Here is a 19429-nt window from a genome sequence, read left to right on the forward strand (position 1 = left end):
CGCGTTACAGCCGTATGCATGCCAAATCGCGGCCTTTCCGTGTCGCTCAGGGACAAGCCGCGCCACGCCCGACCTTCAGGCGGCCACGGATTTGCGCACCATGTCCCAGTAGATGCCTTCCACATCGGCCCGCGCCAGACGCCCGCCTTCGCGATACCAGGTGTTGACCCCGGTCAGCATTGCGATGATCGCCATTGTCGCCAGCTTGCCATCGGCCACCGCGAAGGCGCCGCTTTGTTGGCCACGCTGCAAGATCCCTTGCAGCCGGTCCTCGTATTGCCGTCGCAGCGTTTCGATCACGGCGAAGTTCTCCGGCTCCAGGTTGCGCAGTTCCATATAGGCGATGAAGACCAGTTCCGGCCGGTCGAGGTGATAGCGGATATGGTGGCGGCAGAACGCTTCCAGCTGTTCCAGCGGCGCGCCGTCGGGCACCTGCCAGTGGCTCAGCAGATGCTCCATGTGGTCGCGCATCAGTTCGAACAGAAGCGACTGCTTGTCGGGCGTGTAGAGATAGAGCGCCCCGGCCTGCACCCCCACCTCCTTGGCGATCTGGCGCATGGAGACGGCGGCAAAGCCATGCCGCGCGAACAGTTTCAGCGCGGCGTCGCGGACCTTGGGGCCAGTGGTTTCCGCATGTGAGCCTTGTTTGCGTGCCATGTCAGCACCCTAGCGCTGCCCACCCGATATGAACAGATGTTCAATTCACCAAAACCGCCTTGCCGCTGGACGTCGCCCGCCTGCCCACGCTATCACTTGGGGGCTCGTTTCTGCCATGGGGGCCGCCATGCGCGCCGTGATCTGTCTTTCCTTGCTGCTGGTGCTTTCCGCCTGTTCGATTCGCGCGCCCGAGCTTGAAGCCTCGATCACCGAGACCAGCCGCGCGGCGGACTGGCCGGAACTGGTGCCGCTCGGCCCGCTTCTGGCCGGGGCCGAGGCGCTGCCCCCCCACGCCGCCGATACCGAAGGCCGCACATTGCAATGGCGCGCGGCCGACCTGCGCCGCCGTGCCGCGATTCTGCGCAGGCTCAGCATCAATTAAGCCACCGGCCCACGTTGCGCCGCCCGGTCATTGCCGCTAACAGACATGAAAACCTGCAAGACCAGACAGCCGGAGGATTTTCCATGACAGACCCGCTTCGCCTTGGCATCGCCGGGCTTGGGACCGTGGGCGTGGGCGTCGTGAAGATCGTCCAGCAAAGAGCCGATCTTCTGGCCGCGCGCACTGGCCGACCGGTGACGATCTCGGCGGTATCGGCGCGGTCCCACGACAAGGATCGCGGCGTCGATATCTCGGGCTATGCGTGGGAAGACGATCCGGTGGTTCTGGCCACCCGCGACGATGTGGATGTGTTCGTGGAGCTGATGGGCGGCTCCGACGGCCCTGCCAAGGCCGCGACCGAGGCCGCCATCGCGGCGGGCAAGGATGTGGTTACCGCCAACAAGGCGATGCTGGCCCATCACGGGCAGGTCATGGCCGAGGCCGCCGAGGCCGCTGGCCGGGTGATCCGCTTCGAGGCCGCCGTCGCGGGTGGCATCCCGGTTATCAAGGCCCTGACCGAAGGGCTGGCAGGCAACGAAATCAGCCGCGTCATGGGCGTCATGAACGGCACCTGCAACTATATCCTGACGCGGATGCAGTCGGCGGGCCTGTCCTATGACGAGGTCTTTGAGGAAGCCAATCAGCTTGGCTATCTGGAGGCCGATCCCAATCTCGACGTGGGCGGCATCGACGCGGGCCACAAGCTGGCGCTGCTGTCCTCCATCGCGTTCGGCACCCAGGTCGATTTCGATGGGGTGGCCCTTGAAGGCATCGGCCAGGTCACCATCGAGGATATCAACCAGGCCGCTGAACTGGGCTTCCGCATCAAGTTGCTTGGCGTCGCCCGGATGACGGGGCGCGGGCTGGAACAGCGGATGACGCCGTGCCTTGTGCCCGAAAACAGCCCCCTCGGTCAGCTGGAGGGCGGCACCAACATGGTGGTGCTCGATGGCGATTCCGTGGGCCAGATCGTGATGCGCGGAGCCGGGGCCGGGGAAGGCCCGACCGCCAGCGCCGTCATGTCCGACGTGCTGGACATCGCGCGCGGCATCCGACTGTCCACCTTCGGCCAGCCCGCCGCGACACTGATCAAGGCCAACCGCGCCGCCGTGGCGACCGCCGCGCCCTACTATCTGCGCCTGACGCTCAAGGATAAACCCGGCGCGCTGGCCAAGGTCGCCGCCGTTCTGGGCGATTGCGGCATCTCCATCGACCGGATGCGCCAGCGCAGCCATGGCAGCACCGACGCGCCGGTTCTGATCGTCACACACAAGGTCGCCGCGCCCTCGCTGCAGGACGCGCTGGAATCGCTGCCCAAGACCGATGTGGTGATCGGCCAGCCCGTCGCGCTGCGGATCGAGAATGTCTGACCGTCGTTACAGGCTCGAAACGGTCAGAGCGTAAACGTCACGGGGGCCTCCCCCGCCTTGTGCCGGAGCCCCGGTGCGGGGTAATGATTTCCAAACGGCCCAAGAAAAACTGGATTGTCCCAAATGTCTCATCCCACCGATTTCAATGACCGCATGCTCTCTCTCGGCCTCGCCCGCGTGTCCGAGGCCGCTGCCATCGCCTCCGCCAAGCTCATCGGGCGCGGCGATGAGAAGGCAGCGGATCAGGCGGCGGTCAATGCCATGCGCGACCAGCTGAACATGCTGGACATCGCCGGGATGGTCGTGATCGGCGAAGGGGAGCGGGACGAAGCCCCGATGCTCTATATCGGTGAAGAGGTCGGCACCGGGGATGGCCCCGCCGTCGATATCGCACTGGACCCGCTGGAAGGCACGACCCTGACCGCCAAGGACATGCCGAATGCGCTGACCGTGATCGCCATGGGCCCGCGCGGCTCGATGCTGCACGCGCCCGACACCTACATGGACAAGCTGGCCATCGGGCCGGGCTATCCCGAAGGCATCGTGACGCTGGACATGGACCCGGCCACTCGCGTCTCGGCGCTGGCCAATGCCAAGGGCTGCCTGCCCTCCGACATCACCGTCTGCATCCTCGAACGCCCCCGGCATGAACAGATGATCGAAGAGGTGCGCGGCACCGGCGCCGCGATCCGCCTGATCACCGATGGCGACGTTGCGGGCGTCATGCATTGCGCCGAACCCGACGTGACCGGCATCGACATGTATATGGGTCGCGGGGGGGCGCCTGAGGGCGTTCTGGCCGCCGCCGCGCTGAAATGCATGGGCGGGCAGATGTATGGCCAGCTGGTGTTCCGCAACGATGACGAACGCGCCCGCGCCGCCAAGACCGGCATCACCGATCTGGACCGCATCTATTCGCGCGACGAGATGGTAACGCAGGACGTCATCTTCTCGGCCACCGGCGTCACCAACGGCTCGATCCTGAACGGCATCAAGCGCGAGGTGGGCTGGCTGACGGTAGAAACGCTGCTGATGCGGTCCAAGACCGGGTCGGTGCGCAAGATGATCTACCGCAACCCCTCTCGCTGAGGCATGACGCAGGCCTTCCTTGATGTCGAAAGCTCCATCACCGGCCGCCGGTGGGTCGGGCTGAGCGCGGGCGAGGAACGGCTGGCCGAGGCACTCGCCCAACAGGCCGACCTGCCGCCCCCCGTGGCGCGGGTTCTGGCCCGCCGGGGCGTGGCCCCCGAGGCGGCCAAGGGGTTTCTGGCCCCTGCCCTGCGGGATCTGCTACCTGACCCACGCAGCCTGAAAGACATGGAAACCGCCGCCGCGCGGTTTCTGCAGGCTGTTAAGGCCCACGAACGGATCGCCGTGTTTGCCGATTACGACGTCGACGGAGGCAGTTCTGCCGCGCTGCTGATCGACTGGCTGCGCCAGATGGGGCGGACCGCGACGCTCTATGTCCCCGACCGGATCGACGAGGGCTATGGCCCCAATGAAGAGGCGATGGAGACACTGGCACGGGACCACAACCTCATCATCTGCGTCGATTGCGGAACCCTGTCGCATGGGCCGATAGCCGCCGCGAAAGGCGCGGATGTGATCGTGCTGGACCACCATCTGGGCGGCGCCGACCTGCCCGATTGCGTGGCCGTGGTGAACCCGAACCGGCAGGATGAGGACGGATCGCTCGGCCATCTCTGCGCCGCCGCTGTCGTCTTCCTGATGCTGGTCGAGGCCAACCGGCAGATGCGGGCAGAGGGCCGCGCTGGCCCCGACCTGATGGCGATGCTCGACCTCGTGGCGCTAGCCACTGTCGCGGATGTCGCACAACTGACCGGCGTCAACCGTGCCTTCGTGCGGCAGGGCCTGACGGTCATGGCGCGGCGCAATCGCCCAGGCCTCGTGGCGCTATCCGATGTCGGGCGGCTGGATCGCGCGCCGTCCGCCTATCATCTGGGCTATGTGCTCGGTCCCCGGATCAACGCAGGCGGGCGGATTGGCAAGGCCGACCTCGGCGCGCGGCTGCTTGCGACCGCCGATATGGGCGAGGCTATGCAACTGGCCAAGCTGCTCGATGACCTCAACACCGACCGGCGAGAGATCGAGACCCGCGTCCGTGATGCCGCCCTCGAGCAGGCCGAGGCGCGCGGGCTGGAGGCGCCGCTGGTCTGGGCCGCCGAGGATGGCTGGCACCCTGGTGTCGTGGGCATCGTCGCGAGCCGCCTTAAGGAGGCCACCAATCGCCCCGCCGTGGTCATCGGATTCGATGGGGATGAGGGCAAGGGCTCTGGCCGCTCCATCGCGGGCGTGGACCTTGGCGCGTCAATCCAGAAGCTCGCCGCCGAGGGGCTGATCACCAAGGGCGGCGGCCACAGGATGGCGGCGGGGCTCTCGCTGACGCGGCCACAATTGGAACCAGCCATGGAGCGCTTGTCCGACCTCCTGGCCCGCCAGGGCGCAGGCGATGCCGGCCCCGCCGATCTGCGCATTGACGGGCTTTTGATGCCGGGTGGGGCCACGGTCGAGCTGATCGAGATGCTGGAGGCCGCAGGCCCTTACGGCGCCGGAGCCTCTGCCCCGCGATTCGCCTTTCCCGCGCAGGCCATCCGCTTCACCAAGCCCGTGGGCGACGGCCACCTGAAACTGAGCTTTTCCGACGGCGGCCCGGTGGTGATGGACGCCATCGCCTTCAACGCCCGCGCGACGGGGCTTTCCGACTTGCTGGAGAGCCACAATGGCCGCCCCTTTCACCTTGCCGGGCGGATCGAAGTGAACCACTGGAACGGTCGCCAAAGCGTGCAATTGAAGCTGGAAGACGCCGCCCCCGCCTGAGCCAAAAAAAACTGCCACGGCAGCGTTTTTTCCCCTTGCGCGGCTCTCGGGCATTTCATAAACACCGCCTCACGCCAGACACGGCGCGGCCCCGACCGCCCACTGGCAATCAAGAGTGGCCCGTTCGTCTATCGGTTAGGACGCCAGGTTTTCAACCTGGAAAGAGGGGTTCGATTCCCCTACGGGCTGCCACTTCCTTCACATCACGACCGGCTTCGAGCTGTGCGCCTGCGGGCTTTGCGTTTGGTTCAGCCTGTTTTCTGCTTTTAACAAATTAAACCCCGGTCAGATCGGGTCCGGCCGGGGTCTTGTACTGCGAAGGGATCGGATCACCCGATGGCGGCGAGGGCCAGCACTTCGATGCGGTAGTGCGGCTTGGCCATGCGGGCCTCGACGCAGACGCGCGTGGGCGGGGTGATGTCGGACACCCATTCGTCCCAAACCGCGTTCATGCCGGCGTAGTCTTCCATCTCGCGCAGCCAGATCTGCACCGATATCAGGTTTTCACGGGCGGCACCGGCTTCGGCCAGCAGCGCGTCGACCTTGGCGAAGACGTCGCGGGACTGGGCCGCGATATCGCCGTCTTCCAGTTGAGACACCTGACCGGCGAGGTGCACGAGGCCGTTATGCACGGCGATTGCCGAAAACCGGGAGGAACCGCCAAGCTTGGTCACGGGAGCGGCGGGGGAGGTCATCATGTTCATGGGAGGGGAGGTCCAGTTGCGTTTCGAACGCGGCAAGGCATAGCTGCGCAAGGGAGATTGCAACAGACTCAAATTTGTGGAATCCAATTCAGTATTTCTGAAATGGAGGGGCGTTCTTGTCCATCAAGATCGAAATGCTGCGCTGTTTCCGGGTTGTTGTGGACCAAGGCTCGCTTGCCGATGCGGCGGCGGTTCTGGGGCGCACGCCCTCTGCCGTGTCAATGATGCTCAAGCAGTTCGAGGACCATATCGGCGCGCCGCTCTTCGAAACGGCCCGCAAATCGCGCCTGACGCCGCTTGGCCAGCTGATTCACACCGAGGCGCGGCGAGAGCTGGACCATTTCGACCGCACGGTCTCCACGATCGAGGGGCTGTCTCGGGCAGAGCTTGGCTTTGTCCGGCTGTCGGTCACCCCGTCGCTGGCGCAATCGGTTCTGCCGCCGATCCTGCATCGCTTCCTTCAGGACCACCCGAATGTGCGCATCGACATGGCCGACATGGATTCCGCCGCCGTGCACCAGGATTTGCAGGCAGAGCGGGCCGATATCGGTCTGGCCAGCATCGGCGCGCTTCAGGGGTTCGACTGCCGCCCGCTGTTTTCCGACCGGTTCGGCGTGATCTGCCGCCGCGACCACCCGCTTGCGACAGACTGGGACCAGCTGACATGGTCGGATCTGGAGGGGGTGGATTTCATCGCCAATGGCTTGTGCAGCCAGATCCGGGACGAAGGGTTTGCGCCTATCCTCGATAGCGCCCGGCTGATGGTGCGCAACACCGCCTCGCTTCTGGGGCTGGTCAAGGCTGGTGTGGGCATCACCGTGCTGCCCCGGCTGGTGGTGCTGCCCGAATTCACCGATCTGGCCTTTCTGCCGCTGGCCAATGTCAGGGCACGGCGAGAGGTCTGGCTGATCACCCAACCCCGGCAGATGCTGACCCCTGCCGCGCGGGCGCTGGTGGAATCGATCCGATTGGCGCGGATCACGGGCGTGGATCACTAATTTCAGCATTGCTGAAGCAAATTCAATTTCTTTGCGTTTGCCTGAATCTCCCCTCTGTGGCCCTCTGCCGCTGTTAACACGCGCGCAGAAAGAGGACCGCCAGATGACCGAGACAAAGCTGAACTACATCGCCGGGGAATGGGTGTCGGGGATTTCCGAGATCGAGAACCGCAATCCGTCGGATCTGAGCGACCTTGTGGGGATGTTCACCCAGGCGAGTGCTACGCAGCTCGACGACGCGCTGGACGCCGCCGCCCGCGCGCAGGCGGAATGGGCCGCTTACGGGATGGAACGCAAGCAGGCCGTCCTGATGAATATCGGCAATGAGCTGATGGCGCGGGCCGAGGAACTGGGCACGCTTCTGTCCCGCGAGGAAGGCAAGCCGCTGGCCGAGGGCAAGGGCGAGGTCTATCGCGCCGGTCAGTTCTTCACCTATTACGCCGCCGAATGCCTGCGGCAACTGGGTGAGAATGCCGACAGCGTGCGCGCGGGCGTTGAAATCGACGTGCGCCGCGAGCCCGTGGGCGTCGTGGCTGTGATCAGCCCCTGGAACTTTCCGACCGCCACCGCCAGCTGGAAGATCGCCCCGGCCCTTTGCTACGGCAACGCGGTGATCTGGAAGCCCGCCAACGCGACCCCTGCCAGTGCCGTGGCGCTGACCGAGATCATCAGCCGCCAGGACATTCCCAAGGGCCTGTTCAACCTCGTCATGGGCGCGGGCCGCGACGTGGGCCAGCGGCTGGTGGAAAGCCCGAAGGTCAATGCCATTTCCTTCACCGGCTCGGTGCCCGTCGGACGCGGTATCGCCATGGCCGCCGTGCAGAACTTCACCAAGATCCAGGCCGAGATGGGATCGAAGAACGCGCTGGCCGTGATGGATGACGCTGACCTCGATCTGGCCGTGACGCTGGCCCTTGGCGGCGCCTTCGGCGGCACTGGACAGAAATGCACCGCGTCCTCGCGGCTGGTGGTGCATGAAGGCATCCACGATGCCTTTGTCGAGAAACTGGTCGCCGGCGCGCAGGCGATGAAAGTGGGTCACGCGCTGGCAGAGGGCACCCAGATGGGGCCGGTCGTCAGCCAGCAGCAGCTGGACGAAAACCTCGCCTATGTGGATCTGGGCAAATCCGAGGGTGCGGAGCTCGCCTGTGGCGGCCAGCGCCTCAACATGGAAACAGAGGGCTACTACATGTCGCCCGGCGTGTTCCTGAACACCACCAACGCCATGCGCATCAACCGCGAGGAAATGTTCGCGCCCCTCACCTCCGTCATCAAGGTGGGCAGCTATGACGAGGCACTGGCCACGGTCAACGACACGAATTTCGGCCTGACATCCGGCATCGTCACCCGCTCTATCGCGCGGGCCACCCATTTCCGCCGCAACGCCCGCACCGGCGTGGTCACCGTCAACCTGCCCACGGCCGGCACCGATTATCACGTGCCCTTCGGCGGGCGCGGCGACAGCAGCTATGGCCCCCGCGAACAGGGCCGCACGGCGGCGGAATTCTACACCACCGTGAAGACCGCCTATATCTCTGCGGGGGCACCGGAATGACCTATCGCATCGACTGCCTGCAATATGCCAACTGGTCGGAAAAGATCTTCCGCCAGATGCGCGAAGGTGGCGTGGACGCGGTCCATGTCACCATCGCCTATCACGAAAATTTCCGCGAGACGGTGCTGAACGTGGAGAAATGGAACCGCTGGTTCGAGCAGTTCCCGGACCTGATCTTTCACGGGCAGTGGGCCAGCGATGTGGAAAAGGCCCGCGAAACTGGCCGAACCGCGATCTTCTTCGGCTTCCAGAACCCCAGCCCCATCGAGGACGATATCGGGCTCGTGGAAGTCTGGCACAAGCTTGGCGCGCGGTTCATGCAGCTGAGCTACAACAACCAGTCGCTTCTGGCGACAGGCTGCTATGAGGCGGAAGATCCGGGGCTGACCCGAATGGGCAAGCAGGTCATCAAGGAGATGAACCGCGTGGGTCTGGTCATCGACATGAGCCACAGCGCCGACCGCTCCACCATCGAAGCGGCAGAGGTCAGCACCCGGCCCATCACGATCACCCATGCCAACCTGCATAGCTGGCAGCCTGCGCTTCGCAACAAGCGCGACGACGTGGTGCGCGCGGTGACCGAAAACGGCGGCATGATGGGCTTTTCGCTCTACCCCCATCACCTCAAGGACAAGTCCGCCTGTACGCTGGACAGCTTCTGCTCGATGATTGCAGACGCCGCGGATCGTTTCGGGGTGGAACATTTCGGCATCGGCAGCGACCTTTGCCAGGATCAGCCCGACAGTATCGTGGAATGGATGCGCGTGGGTCGCTGGACCAAGGAAATCGACTATGGCGAGGGCAGCGCGTCTGCGCCCGGCTTCCCGCCCATGCCCGATTGGTTCGGCGACAACCGCGATTTCGGCAATATCGAGGCGGGCCTTCGCGCCAAGGGTTTCAGCGACGAGGAGGTCGCGGGCCTGATGGGCGGCAACTGGCACCGGTTCTTCAAGGACAATTTCACCCCGGCCTGACTGGCCGGACGACGCGCGCGCCGTGCATTCGCGGCCCGCGCACCCACGGTTATTCGCGAGGGAGGACAGAATGACCGACGCAACCGCTCCACAGACCGCCAGCAGCGGGTTGGGGCATATCAACAAGCCGCTTTTCGTCATCACCGGCGGCTTCATTGCGATCTTCTGCCTGATCGCGCTTTTCGACCTCGACCTGCTGGCGAGCCTTGTCGATACCGGCTTTGCCTGGTCGGCCCGCTTCTTCGGGCTCTACTGGCAGATCCTTCTGCTCGCCACGTTCGTGATCGGCCTCGTGCTGGTCGTCCTTCCCGGTGGCAAGGCCCTGATGGGCGGCCTGACCGCGCCTGAATTCCCCGTCTTTCAATGGGGCGCGATGATCATGTGCACGCTTTTGGCGGGCGGTGGCGTCTTCTGGGCCGCAGCCGAGCCAATGGCGCATTTCCTCTACTCTCCGCCCCATTTCGGCGGCGAGGGTGGAACGGCGGCCGATGTGGCCCCTGCTATGGCGCAGTCCTTCATGCACTGGGGTTTCCTGGCCTGGGCCATCCTGGGCGCGCTGACCACGGTCATGCTGATGCATTACCACTATGAAAAGGGCCTGCCGCTGGCCCCGCGCACGCTGCTGTATCCGCTGTTTGGCGACCGCGCGATCAACGGCCCAATCGGACTGATTGCCGATGCCTCCTGCATCATCGCGGTTGTGGCTGGCACCGTTGGCCCCATCGGCTTTCTGGGTCTGCAAGTCAGCTATGGGCTGAACGCCCTGTTCGGAATTCCTGACAGCTTTGCCACCCAGGCCGTTGTGATCCTTGGTCTTGTTGCGCTTTACACCGCATCGGCCATGTCGGGACTGTCCAAGGGCATCCAGATCCTCAGCCGGTTCAACGTGATCCTGGCAGGCGCGCTTCTGGCCTTCATGCTGATCGCGGGCCCCACCGGCTTCATCTTTTCCAGCTTCTTTGGCGGCTTCACCACCTACATCACCGATTTCATCCCGATGGCGATGCATCGCGGCGATGCGGGGCTGTTCGGTGACGCGGGCTGGCTTGGCTGGTGGACGGTCTTCTTCTGGGGCTGGTTCCTGGGTTACGGGCCGCTGATGGCGATGTTCATCGCGCGGGTCAGCCGGGGCCGGTCGATCCGGTCGATCGTGATCATGCTGGCGATCATTGCCCCCATCGTGACCAACTTCTGGTTCACCATCGTGGGCGGAACCGGGCTGTGGTTCGAGCTGGAGACCCCTGGGTCCGTCTCGACCGCGTTCGAGGGTTTCAACCTGCCCGCCGCGCTGCTGGCCATCACCCAGCAACTGCCCCTGGGCTTCATCGTCTCGGTGCTGTTCCTGATCCTGACCACGGTTTTCGTGGCCACCACGGGCGACTCGATGACCTATGTGATCTCGGTCGCCATGTCGAACGAGGACAAGCCCGCCCTGCCAGTCCGCGTCTTCTGGGGCGTGGCAATGGGGGTGATGGCGCTGATCCTGATCTACACCGGATCGGGCACCATCGGGAAGCTGCAAAGCTTCATCGTCGTCACCGCCGTGCCGGTGTCGCTGGTGCTGCTGCCCTCTCTTTGGGACGCGCTGCGGATCACGCTGGCCAAAGGGCGCAACTGACGAAACGACCGGCGGCCTCCGGTGACTTGGGGGCCGCCACCACAGAACCACTCACGGGAAGGAGGACCCCATATGACCCGGACAGACACCGACACCATCGCCCCGCGCGACCCTAACACGGTGATGACCCTGGCGCGCATGGGGTCCTTCCACCAGTGTCGCCTGTCCTTCATGCGGGTCCTTCTGCGCCGCCTGAAAGCCGATAACTGGCGGTTCGAGCGTCGTGAATTCGAGGTGGACGCCAAGGGGGTTGGCCACGCCGTCTATACCGCCCATGGCCCCGCACATAGCTATTCTCTGGTTGCCTTCGCCAATGATCTGCCGCCTGAGAAACGGTCGGACCGGGTCATTGCCACCGAATGGGACGCGACCTTTACACTCTATGACGGCATCCCGGACCGGACAGAGATCGAGCGCCTGCGCGCCAATATTCCGCTGCAGGAGGCGGGCCGGGTCGATGACAACTCGCTGTCGGTCAGCCGCGCCAACCGGTCGGTTCGGCTTTGGGATCATGTGGTCGAGGCTTTGGCCGCAGGCCAGCAACCCGATGAGGCCCGCGTGGCCGATGTGGGCTACCTGATGCGCACGACCGCTGTCTATGGCTCCGGCAAACTGGGCGCGGCGGATCGGGAAAAGACCGCCCATAGGCCCGAGTTTCACGCCCCCTTCCAGGTCGAGATGCTGAGCGTCTTCCTGACCCGCGCCTTCGTGATGGACCTTGTCGAGCATATGGCCCGTGTGCGCAGCCCCGACACCGCCGTTCCGCTGGCCCCCGCGCTCCGTCGCCGTTTCGGGATCGGCAATTCCACCGGGCTTGGCATGGCGCCCTACCTGATCAATCACCCGGTCCTCCTGAACAACTGGATCGCCGCGCGGGAAGAGGCGCTGGCGCGTGTCCGCTCGCTGCGCTCTGCTCTGCCCGGCACGGCCGAAGCGGTGCGCAGCTTCACCCGCCGCGCCCAGATCAATGCGCAGGGCTGGCATTCGGAACACCCGATCCAGCAACGCAAGCTGGCCGATCTTCGCCGCGACATGGATGCGCTTGCAACCCATCTGGCAGAGGCCGACCTGTCCGGACCGCAGCCTTGGAATGCGCTGTGGCAATGGGGTGAGGAAAACCTGACCCTCGAAGGGCAGGAACAGCTTGTCTCGCTGCTGCTGGAACCGCATGGCGATCTGGTGGACGAACTGGCGCAGTGCATGGCCGCCGATGAAACCACGCCGACCCGGATTGACGGCACCATGCCGCTCGATCTGTTCCGCGCCCACGTGGAAGATGTCTATGGCTTCGCGCTGACCATCGACTGGACGGCACAGGCCGCGCAGGAAAACGTCTGGTACACCTCCGAGGAGAAACTGGAGCCGCGCCTTGGCGACCGCTATGCCGAACCGGTGGAGCCCTATGAGCTGCCGCTTTGCCCCGGTCGCGATGCCGCCCGGATGCATGCCGATCTGCTGGCCAGCGATGCCGGGACCGTGGCCCGCTTCCTGATGGACCACCCCGAGCACCGCCACATCGCCCGCCGCGCCCAGATTGCAGCCCGCTTCCCCTTTGCCGAGATCCGCGACAACACGATCGGCGCGGGCCTGCTGCCGATTGATCTGCTGCGCGCCAAGCTGGCCTTTTTCGGGGCGGTGCATTTCGACCCGAGGTCCGACCGATGGGTGCGCATCAACATGTTCCAGCACGCCCCCTTCCCCGGTGATCTGGCAGCGGGCGAAGCCGATGACTGGACCTTCCCCCCGGCAGAGGAGGCCGCCCAATGACATGGTCCCTGAACGAGATCGAAGCCCTGTCCCGCAAGGCCGCCCGTGGCGCGGGATATTCCTGGGGTCTGGCAGAAGAGGCAGGTCGCGCCGTGCGCTGGCTGGAGGCCCGCGACCTGCCGGGCGCTCAGGCACTGGTTGACCACCTGAAGCGCGTGGACGGTCAGGATCTGGCCAGCTTTACCCCCGATGCCGACAGCTGGACCGCCCCGGGCGGCACCGCCTGCCCGATCCTTGCGGGCACGATGCTGGCCGACGGCATGGCCAGGTCCGGCCCAGACCCGATCACCCTGCCCGATCTGGCAAGCCCGCTGCTGCTGCTCCCGTTCCTGTCCTGGATGGCAACCGCTCAGGGACGGACGGTCGGAATCGGGGTCTCTGATACGGAGGTCGCCCTGTCGCCCGAGGGAACCCTGACTCAAACGGCGAACATCCCTTCGCCCGCCTCTGCGCCCGTGGCCCTGCGGTTCGGCGTCGATCCGGCAGGGGACACCGTGGCCGAGGGGCTGCGGTCCGCCTGTTCTGCGGACACCGTGGCCGCGCTTAATGCCTTCGCGCATCGCACCTATGCGCCCGCCACCGAGGAAAGCCGCCTTGCCGGGGCTGGCGCGGGGCTAACCGACAACGACTGACGCCTTGCATTGCCAAGCGGGGGGACGCAGCCTTAGGGTCGGGCCACCCCCGGCCCCATGCAGGCAAGCGCGATGAAAGCCCGACTGAACCTTGACCAGCTGCACACCTTCCTCGCCGTCGTGCGTATGGGGGGCATCCGCAAGGCTGCCGAGGTTCTGAACATCACCCAACCGGCGGTCACGACGCGGATCAAGAACCTCGAAGCTTCGCTCGGGGCCGAGCTGTTCGAGCGCACCGCCAACGGCGTCCGCCTGACCAAGCGCGGTGATCTTTTGGTGCAATATGCCGAACAGATGGAACAACTGGCCGAACGCGTGGGCCGCGACGTGATGGACCCGGCGGGCGTCGAGGGTCACCTACGCCTTGGCGTGTCGGAAACCATCGCCCAATGCTGGCTGCCGGAATTCGTGGCCGCGCTACACCACCGCTATCCGACGCTCGATATCGAGATCAACGTGGATATCTCGATGAACCTGCGCGCCGACCTGCTGAACCGCGAGATCGACCTTGCCATCCTGCTTGGCCCAATCTCGGAATACTCCGTCGACAACGTGGACCTGCCCGTTTTCGACCTTGCGTGGTATTGTGCGGCAGGGGCCGATGATCCCCCGGAAGGTCCCACCGGGTTCCTGCTGAAACCGGTGATCACCTATGCCCGCAACACCCGCCCCTTCCGGGAGTTGAAGGCGGAACTGGCCGCGCGGGTTGGCCCGCAGGTCTCGACCTTTCCGTCTTCGTCCTTGTCGGCCTGTTTCCGGTTGGTCGAGGCAGGGCTTGGCGTGGCCGCCCTGCCCCGCACGCTTGGGGCGCCGATGGTCGCGGCTGGCCGCATTCGCGAGTTCGACCCCGGTTGGGTGCCAAGCCCCTTGCGCTTTTCCGCGTCATTCCTTGGCGAGCCGAAAAGCCACATCGTCGAAACCGCCGCCCATATCGCGCAGAACGTGGCGCGGGACTTTGTAGGGTGATAAAATTTCATAATCACTATTTCAAAAATCATTCAATTTGATCTTATCGGATTGGCTTTCGATACTCCTCCCAATCGGAGGACCCGACCTTGAAAACGACTCATGGCCTGCTGAAACACAAACCCCTGCCGGAGGTTCGGGCCGCGATCCGGGCGGGAAACTATGCGTCCCACACGGCTGGTCTGGGGGGTGGGTATCTTCAGGCCAACCTTGCGATCATGCCAAAGGCCTATGCGCTCGATTTCATGCGGTTCTGCCAGCGCAACCCCAAGCCCTGCCCGCTGGTGGGCGTCTCGGATACCGGCGACCCGATGATGACGACGCTCGGCCATGATCTGGATCTTCGGACGGATGTTCCCGCCTACAACATCTATCGCGACGGGCAGCTCAGCGGCTCTGCCACCGATATCTCGGATATCTGGACAGATGATCTGGTTGGCTTTGCACTCGGCTGTTCCTTCACCTTTGAACAGGCGTTGCAGGCCGAGGGTATCGCCATGTGGCATATCGACAATGACCGCACCGTGCCGATGTTCCGCTCATCCGTTCAGACCGTGCCCGCCGGGCCGTTTGGCGGCGCCATGGTGGTCAGCATGCGCGCGATCCCGGAGGATCAGTTGGCGCTGGCCATCGAAGTCTCGGGCCGCTACCCGCTCGGCCATGGTGCGCCGGTTCATTGGGGCGACCCGGCGAAGATCGGCATCGAGGATGTGACCCGCCCGGAATGGGGCGATCCCGCGCCGGTGCCGCCGGGCCATATCCCCACCTTCTGGGCCTGCGGCGTGACCCCGCAAGTGGCCGTCACCCGCGCGAAACTGCCGCTCTGCATCACCCATAAACCGGGCCACATGCTGATCACCGATGTGCTCGACGACGCGGAATTCCCGGTGATTTCCCAAGAACAAAACAGCTAACATCCAACAAGGAGAGACGAGATGAAAAAGACAATCGCCATCACCGCCGCTGTTCTGGCCGCGTCCCCGGCCATGGCCGAGGATCTGTCGGTCGTTGGCAGCTGGTCCAGCCTGCCGCTGCACAACCAGTTCGAGGCACCATTCTGGACCGAAACCCTGCCCGCCGCGTCGGGTGGAGAGATCAACGTGGCGCTGACCACCCATAACCAGATGAACCTGGGCGTGGGCGACGTCTATCGCCTGCTTGGGGACGGGGTCTACGACGTGGCGATGACCGTGGCCGACTACGCCGTTGCCGACGCGCCGGAGCTGGAAGGGCTGGACGTGCCGCTTCTGGCCATGACCGCAGACGAGGCCCGCGCCATGGTCGATGCGGCCCGCCCGATGGTCGAGGATATCTACAACGCGCGCTTCAACAGCCACGTGCTTGCCATCGCGCCCTACCCGCCGCAGGTCGTGTTCTGCAATGCCGAGATCAACAGTCTCGATGACCTCGCCGGTCTGCAAATCCGCGCCTCAGGCCGGATGACCGCGAAATTCCTGGAGGCGCTTGGGGCCGAGGGCGTGAACGTGTCCTTCTCCGAGGTGCCTGGCGCCCTGCAGCGCGGCGTCGTGGATTGTGCCGTGACCGGTGCGGGTTCCGGCTATTCCGCCGGCTGGTGGGAGGTCTCCACCCATCTGCTGCCGATCCCGCTCGGCGGGTGGGACTCGGTCGTGACCGCGATCAACCTTGACCGCTGGAACGCCATGGATGCCGACACGCAGGCGCTGATCGAGGCCGAGATTGCCACCGGTTTCGAAGACCCGGCCTGGGCCGTCGCGCAGGATGCGCTGGTCAACGACATCGCCTGCCTGACCGGCAATGGCGAGTGCCCGGCGGGCGAGGCGCGCGACATGATCCTTGTCGAGGTCTCGGAGGCCGATTTCGACCGCGCCCGTGACATTCTGGTGACCGAAGTGCTGCCCGATTGGGCCGAGCGCGCGGGCAGCGAATGGGCCACCCGCTGGAACGAAAGTGTCGGCGCCACCGTCGGCGTGACGGTTCCCGTCAACTGACCCCGGACCGCTGAAGGAGCGCCCCCAAGATGGCCCAGTCCATTCTCTCCCTCCTGCGCCGCCTCAACCGTTGGGTGGCCCTGGCAATCGGCCTTGTGCTGTTCCTCTGCGCGATCTTCGTGCTGCTGGATATCGGGTTGCGCAAACTGGGGGCCTCCTTCGGCGGCACCGATGAGATCAGCGGATATGTCATGGCCATCGTGACCTCCTGGGGGATGGGCTACGCCCTGCTGGAACTGGCCCATGTCCGCATCGATATTCTCCGGGGGCGCGTGGGTGCCCTTGGACGGTCGCTGTTCGACCTTTTCGCAATGCTGACCATGGCGGGCACCGTGACGCTGATCGCGCTGCGCTGCTGGCCGGTTCTGGACCGGTCCATATCCAACATGTCCCGCGCCAACACGCCGCTCGAAACACCGCTCTGGCTGGTTCAGGGGCCGTGGTTTGCCGGATGGGTCTGGTTCGCCATCGTGTCCTGGTTGACCTTCTTGGCGGCGCTCTTGCTGGTTGCGAAAGGCGAATTCAGCAAGTCCGAGGCCGCCATCGGGGCGTTCGGCGAAAAGGAGGCGGTGCTGTGATCACCTATGTCTCTATCGGCCTGCTGGCCATGCTGTCGCTGTCGATCCCCGTGGGTATCGTGCTGTTCCTGTTGGGCTTTGGCACCGACATCTTCTTCAGCCCCTTCCCGCTGATGCGCGGGCTTGGCAACCTTGTCTGGTCCACCTCCAACAACGCCACGCTCATCGCCATTCCCTTCTTCGTGCTGCTTGGCGAGATTCTCGTGCGCAGCGGGATTGCCGCCCGCACCTATGCAGCACTTGACCGGTGGGTGTCATGGATGCCGGGCGGTCTGGTTCATGCCAATGTGGCAACGGCCACCATGTTCTCGGCCACCTCCGGGTCCTCCGTCGCCACCGCCGCGACCGTGGCCACCGTCGCTATGCCACAAGCCGAAAAGCTGGGATATGACCCCAAGCTCTTCTCTGGAGCCATCGCGGCGGGCGGCACGCTTGGCATCATGATCCCGCCCTCGATCAACCTGATCGTCTATGGCTTCCTGACGCAGACCTCTATCCCGCAGCTTTTCCTTGCGGGGCTGATGCCCGGTATCCTGCTGGCGCTCGGCTTCCTGGCGATCACCGCCATCATCTGCGCGATCCGGCCCGATCTTGGCGGCCAGCGCCGGGTCTTCCCCTTGCCTGAGATGATGCGTGCGCTGCTGCAACTCATACCCATCGTGCTCCTGTTCACCATCATCATCGGCTCGATCTACAAAGGCTGGGCCACCCCGACCGAGGCCGCCGCCGTGGGCGTCGCCGGGGCCCTGCTGATCGCGTCGATCTTCAGCCGCGTGACCATCGGCATGCTGGCAGAGGCGGTCATGGGCACCGTCAAGATCACCTCAATGATCATGCTCGTGGTCATCGGCGCGTCTTTCCTGAACTTCACGCTGGCTTCTGCGGGCTTGGGGGCGGAACTCTCTGGCTTCCTGGACGGGCTCGGCCTGTCACCGCTGATGACCATCCTGGTCGTTGTCTGCATCTACATCGTGCTTGGCTTCTTTATCGAAACGCTGTCGCTGATGGTGGTGACGATCCCGATCATCGTGCCCTTGGTAGTCTCGCAAGGCTATGACCCGATCTGGTTTGGTATCCTGATGATCGTGCTGATCGAGATGGCGCTTATCACCCCGCCCGTTGGCCTCAACCTCTACGTGGTGCAAGGCGCGCGGAAATCAGGGAAGATGAGCGAGGTCATGTTGGGCGCGATCCCTTACGTGCTGGCGATGCTGGCCATGGTCGCGGCGCTGATTGCGATCCCCGGTATCGCGCTCTGGTTGCCGGCCGTCCTGCAATAACCCCTGTCGAAATCTGATATGAAATGCTGCCGGGCGCGCCCCGGCAAACAGAGGAGATCTGTCTCATGTGGCAATTCTGGGTCGACCGTGGCGGCACCTTCACCGATATCGTCGCGCGCACGCCAGAGGGTGGGCTGGTCACGCATAAGCTGCTGTCCGAGAATCCCGAGCGCTACCGCGATGCCGCCGTGCAGGGCATTCGGGAACTGATGGGGCTTGGGGCTGAAACCGCTATCCCCGAAGGCGCGATTGACGCGGTCAAGATGGGCACCACCGTGGCCACCAACGCGCTTCTGGAACGCAAGGGCGACCGGACGCTGCTGTTGATCACCGAAGGGATGCGCGATCTGCTGAGGATCGGTTATCAGAACCGCCCGCGCCTGTTTGATCTGAAGATCGAGTTGCCGGAACTGCTTTATGAAGAGGCCGTTGAGGTGGGTGAACGCGTGTCTGCGGATGGCGAAGTCATCACCCCGCTCGACACCGCCTCGGTCGAGGCCGCGCTGCGCGATGCCTATGCCGAGGGCTATCGCTCCGTCGCCGTGGCCCTGATGCATGGCTATCGCTACCCGAATCATGAACGGCAGATCGGCGAGATGGCCCGTGCGGCGGGATTCACACAGGTCTCGCTCTCCCACGAGGTCAGCCCGCTGATCAAACTGGTGTCGCGCGGCGATACGACCGTGGTCGATGCCTACCTGTCGCCCATCCTACGCCGCTATGTGCAACAGGTCAGCGATGCGCTTGGGGCAGCCAAAGGAGGCTGCCGGTCGCTGATGTTCATGCAATCCAACGGCGGTTTGACCGACGCGCGGCTCTTTCAGGGCAAGGACGCGATCCTGTCAGGCCCTGCGGGCGGTGTCGTCGGCATGGTGCGCACGGCGGAAGAAGCCGGGTTCGACAAGCTGATTGGCTTCGACATGGGCGGCACGTCCACGGATGTGTGTCACTATGCGGGCGACTATGAACGCTCCTTCGAGACCGAGGTCGCGGGTGTCAGGATGCGCGCCCCGATGATGAGCATTCATACGGTGGCTGCTGGCGGCGGCTCGATCCTGTCCTTCGCACAGGGCCGCATGCAGGTCGGCCCCGAAAGTGCAGGGGCCAATCCCGGCCCGGCCAGCTACAGGCGTGGCGGGC

General features: G+C 64.7%; 18 protein-coding genes and 1 tRNA gene. 17 read left to right on the forward strand and 2 right to left on the reverse strand.

Translation table 11 applies throughout. The features are described 5' to 3' along the window. Window positions 1-75 precede the first annotated feature (75 nt). On the reverse strand, window positions 76-657 hold the full coding sequence (locus BKY26_RS12950) for a TetR/AcrR family transcriptional regulator (protein ID WP_071690808.1): 582 nt from the start codon (window positions 655-657) through the stop codon (window positions 76-78). 127 nt (window positions 658-784) lie between these two features. On the opposite strand from BKY26_RS12950, the gene BKY26_RS12955 reads away from it, so the two are divergent. The 5 genes from BKY26_RS12955 to BKY26_RS12975 all read left to right on the forward strand — a co-directional run bounded on the left by BKY26_RS12955 (window position 785) and on the right by BKY26_RS12975 (window position 5439). Continuing rightward, complete coding sequence (locus BKY26_RS12955; protein WP_071690809.1) at window positions 785-1039, forward strand: hypothetical protein; 255 nt, start codon at window positions 785-787, stop codon at window positions 1037-1039. 83 nt (window positions 1040-1122) lie between these two features. Next, the gene (locus tag BKY26_RS12960; RefSeq protein WP_071690810.1) at window positions 1123-2409 is read left to right on the forward strand and encodes a homoserine dehydrogenase; all 1287 of its coding nucleotides are present in this window, start codon (window positions 1123-1125) and stop codon (window positions 2407-2409) included. Between the two features lie 123 nt (window positions 2410-2532). Continuing rightward, complete coding sequence (gene glpX, locus BKY26_RS12965; protein WP_071690811.1) at window positions 2533-3498, forward strand: class II fructose-bisphosphatase; 966 nt, start codon at window positions 2533-2535, stop codon at window positions 3496-3498. A gap of 3 nt (window positions 3499-3501) precedes the next feature. Then, window positions 3502-5247, forward strand: a complete 1746-nt coding sequence (gene recJ, locus BKY26_RS12970; protein ID WP_071690812.1) for a single-stranded-DNA-specific exonuclease RecJ — start codon at window positions 3502-3504, stop codon at window positions 5245-5247. 117 nt (window positions 5248-5364) lie between these two features. Then, window positions 5365-5439: transfer RNA gene (locus BKY26_RS12975), tRNA-Glu, on the forward strand. 137 nt (window positions 5440-5576) lie between these two features. Here the strand turns inward: BKY26_RS12975 and BKY26_RS12980 are convergent. Beyond that, window positions 5577-5951, reverse strand: a complete 375-nt coding sequence (locus tag BKY26_RS12980) for a RidA family protein (RefSeq protein ID WP_227435030.1) — start codon at window positions 5949-5951, stop codon at window positions 5577-5579. Between the two features lie 116 nt (window positions 5952-6067). Here BKY26_RS12980 and BKY26_RS12985 point away from each other — a divergent pair, with 116 nt between their 5' ends. The 12 genes from BKY26_RS12985 to BKY26_RS13040 all read left to right on the forward strand — a co-directional run. Further along, window positions 6068-6949, forward strand: coding sequence for a LysR family transcriptional regulator (locus BKY26_RS12985; protein ID WP_071690813.1), 882 nt, complete (start codon window positions 6068-6070; stop codon window positions 6947-6949). Window positions 6950-7052: 103 nt separating this feature from the next. After that, window positions 7053-8504, forward strand: coding sequence for an aldehyde dehydrogenase family protein (locus tag BKY26_RS12990; protein WP_071690814.1), 1452 nt, complete (start codon window positions 7053-7055; stop codon window positions 8502-8504). After that, window positions 8501-9478, forward strand: a complete 978-nt coding sequence (locus tag BKY26_RS12995; protein WP_071690815.1) for a membrane dipeptidase — start codon at window positions 8501-8503, stop codon at window positions 9476-9478. The genes BKY26_RS12990 and BKY26_RS12995 overlap by 4 nt, the downstream gene beginning before the upstream one ends. 70 nt (window positions 9479-9548) lie before the next feature. After that, the gene (locus BKY26_RS13000) at window positions 9549-11096 is read left to right on the forward strand and encodes a BCCT family transporter (RefSeq protein WP_071690816.1); all 1548 of its coding nucleotides are present in this window, start codon (window positions 9549-9551) and stop codon (window positions 11094-11096) included. Window positions 11097-11168: 72 nt separating this feature from the next. Beyond that, window positions 11169-12863, forward strand: coding sequence for a hypothetical protein (locus BKY26_RS13005; RefSeq protein WP_071690817.1), 1695 nt, complete (start codon window positions 11169-11171; stop codon window positions 12861-12863). Then, window positions 12860-13495: a DUF3726 domain-containing protein gene (locus tag BKY26_RS13010; RefSeq protein WP_071690818.1), complete on the forward strand. Its 636-nt coding sequence runs from the start codon at window positions 12860-12862 to the stop codon at window positions 13493-13495. The genes BKY26_RS13005 and BKY26_RS13010 overlap by 4 nt, the downstream gene beginning before the upstream one ends. A 72-nt stretch (window positions 13496-13567) precedes the next feature. Continuing rightward, a complete protein-coding gene (locus BKY26_RS13015; protein WP_071690824.1) occupies window positions 13568-14461 on the forward strand; it encodes a LysR family transcriptional regulator in 894 nt (297 codons plus the stop codon). A gap of 89 nt (window positions 14462-14550) precedes the next feature. Beyond that, a complete protein-coding gene (locus BKY26_RS13020) occupies window positions 14551-15375 on the forward strand; it encodes a putative hydro-lyase (RefSeq protein WP_071690819.1) in 825 nt (274 codons plus the stop codon). Between the two features lie 21 nt (window positions 15376-15396). Beyond that, complete coding sequence (locus BKY26_RS13025; RefSeq protein ID WP_071690820.1) at window positions 15397-16431, forward strand: TRAP transporter substrate-binding protein; 1035 nt, start codon at window positions 15397-15399, stop codon at window positions 16429-16431. A gap of 29 nt (window positions 16432-16460) precedes the next feature. Continuing rightward, window positions 16461-17009, forward strand: coding sequence for a TRAP transporter small permease subunit (locus tag BKY26_RS13030; protein WP_071690821.1), 549 nt, complete (start codon window positions 16461-16463; stop codon window positions 17007-17009). Beyond that, window positions 17006-18289 carry a TRAP transporter large permease gene (locus BKY26_RS13035; protein WP_071690822.1) on the forward strand — a complete coding sequence of 428 codons (1284 nt, stop codon included), beginning with the start codon at window positions 17006-17008 and terminating at the stop codon, window positions 18287-18289. The genes BKY26_RS13030 and BKY26_RS13035 overlap by 4 nt, the downstream gene beginning before the upstream one ends. A gap of 65 nt (window positions 18290-18354) precedes the next feature. After that, on the forward strand, window positions 18355-19429 hold a 1075-nt coding region (locus tag BKY26_RS13040; RefSeq protein WP_131541862.1), incomplete at its 3' end, for a hydantoinase/oxoprolinase family protein.

Source organism: Nioella sediminis (assembly GCF_001879695.1).
In the GTDB taxonomy this organism is placed as follows: domain Bacteria; phylum Pseudomonadota; class Alphaproteobacteria; order Rhodobacterales; family Rhodobacteraceae; genus Nioella; species Nioella sediminis.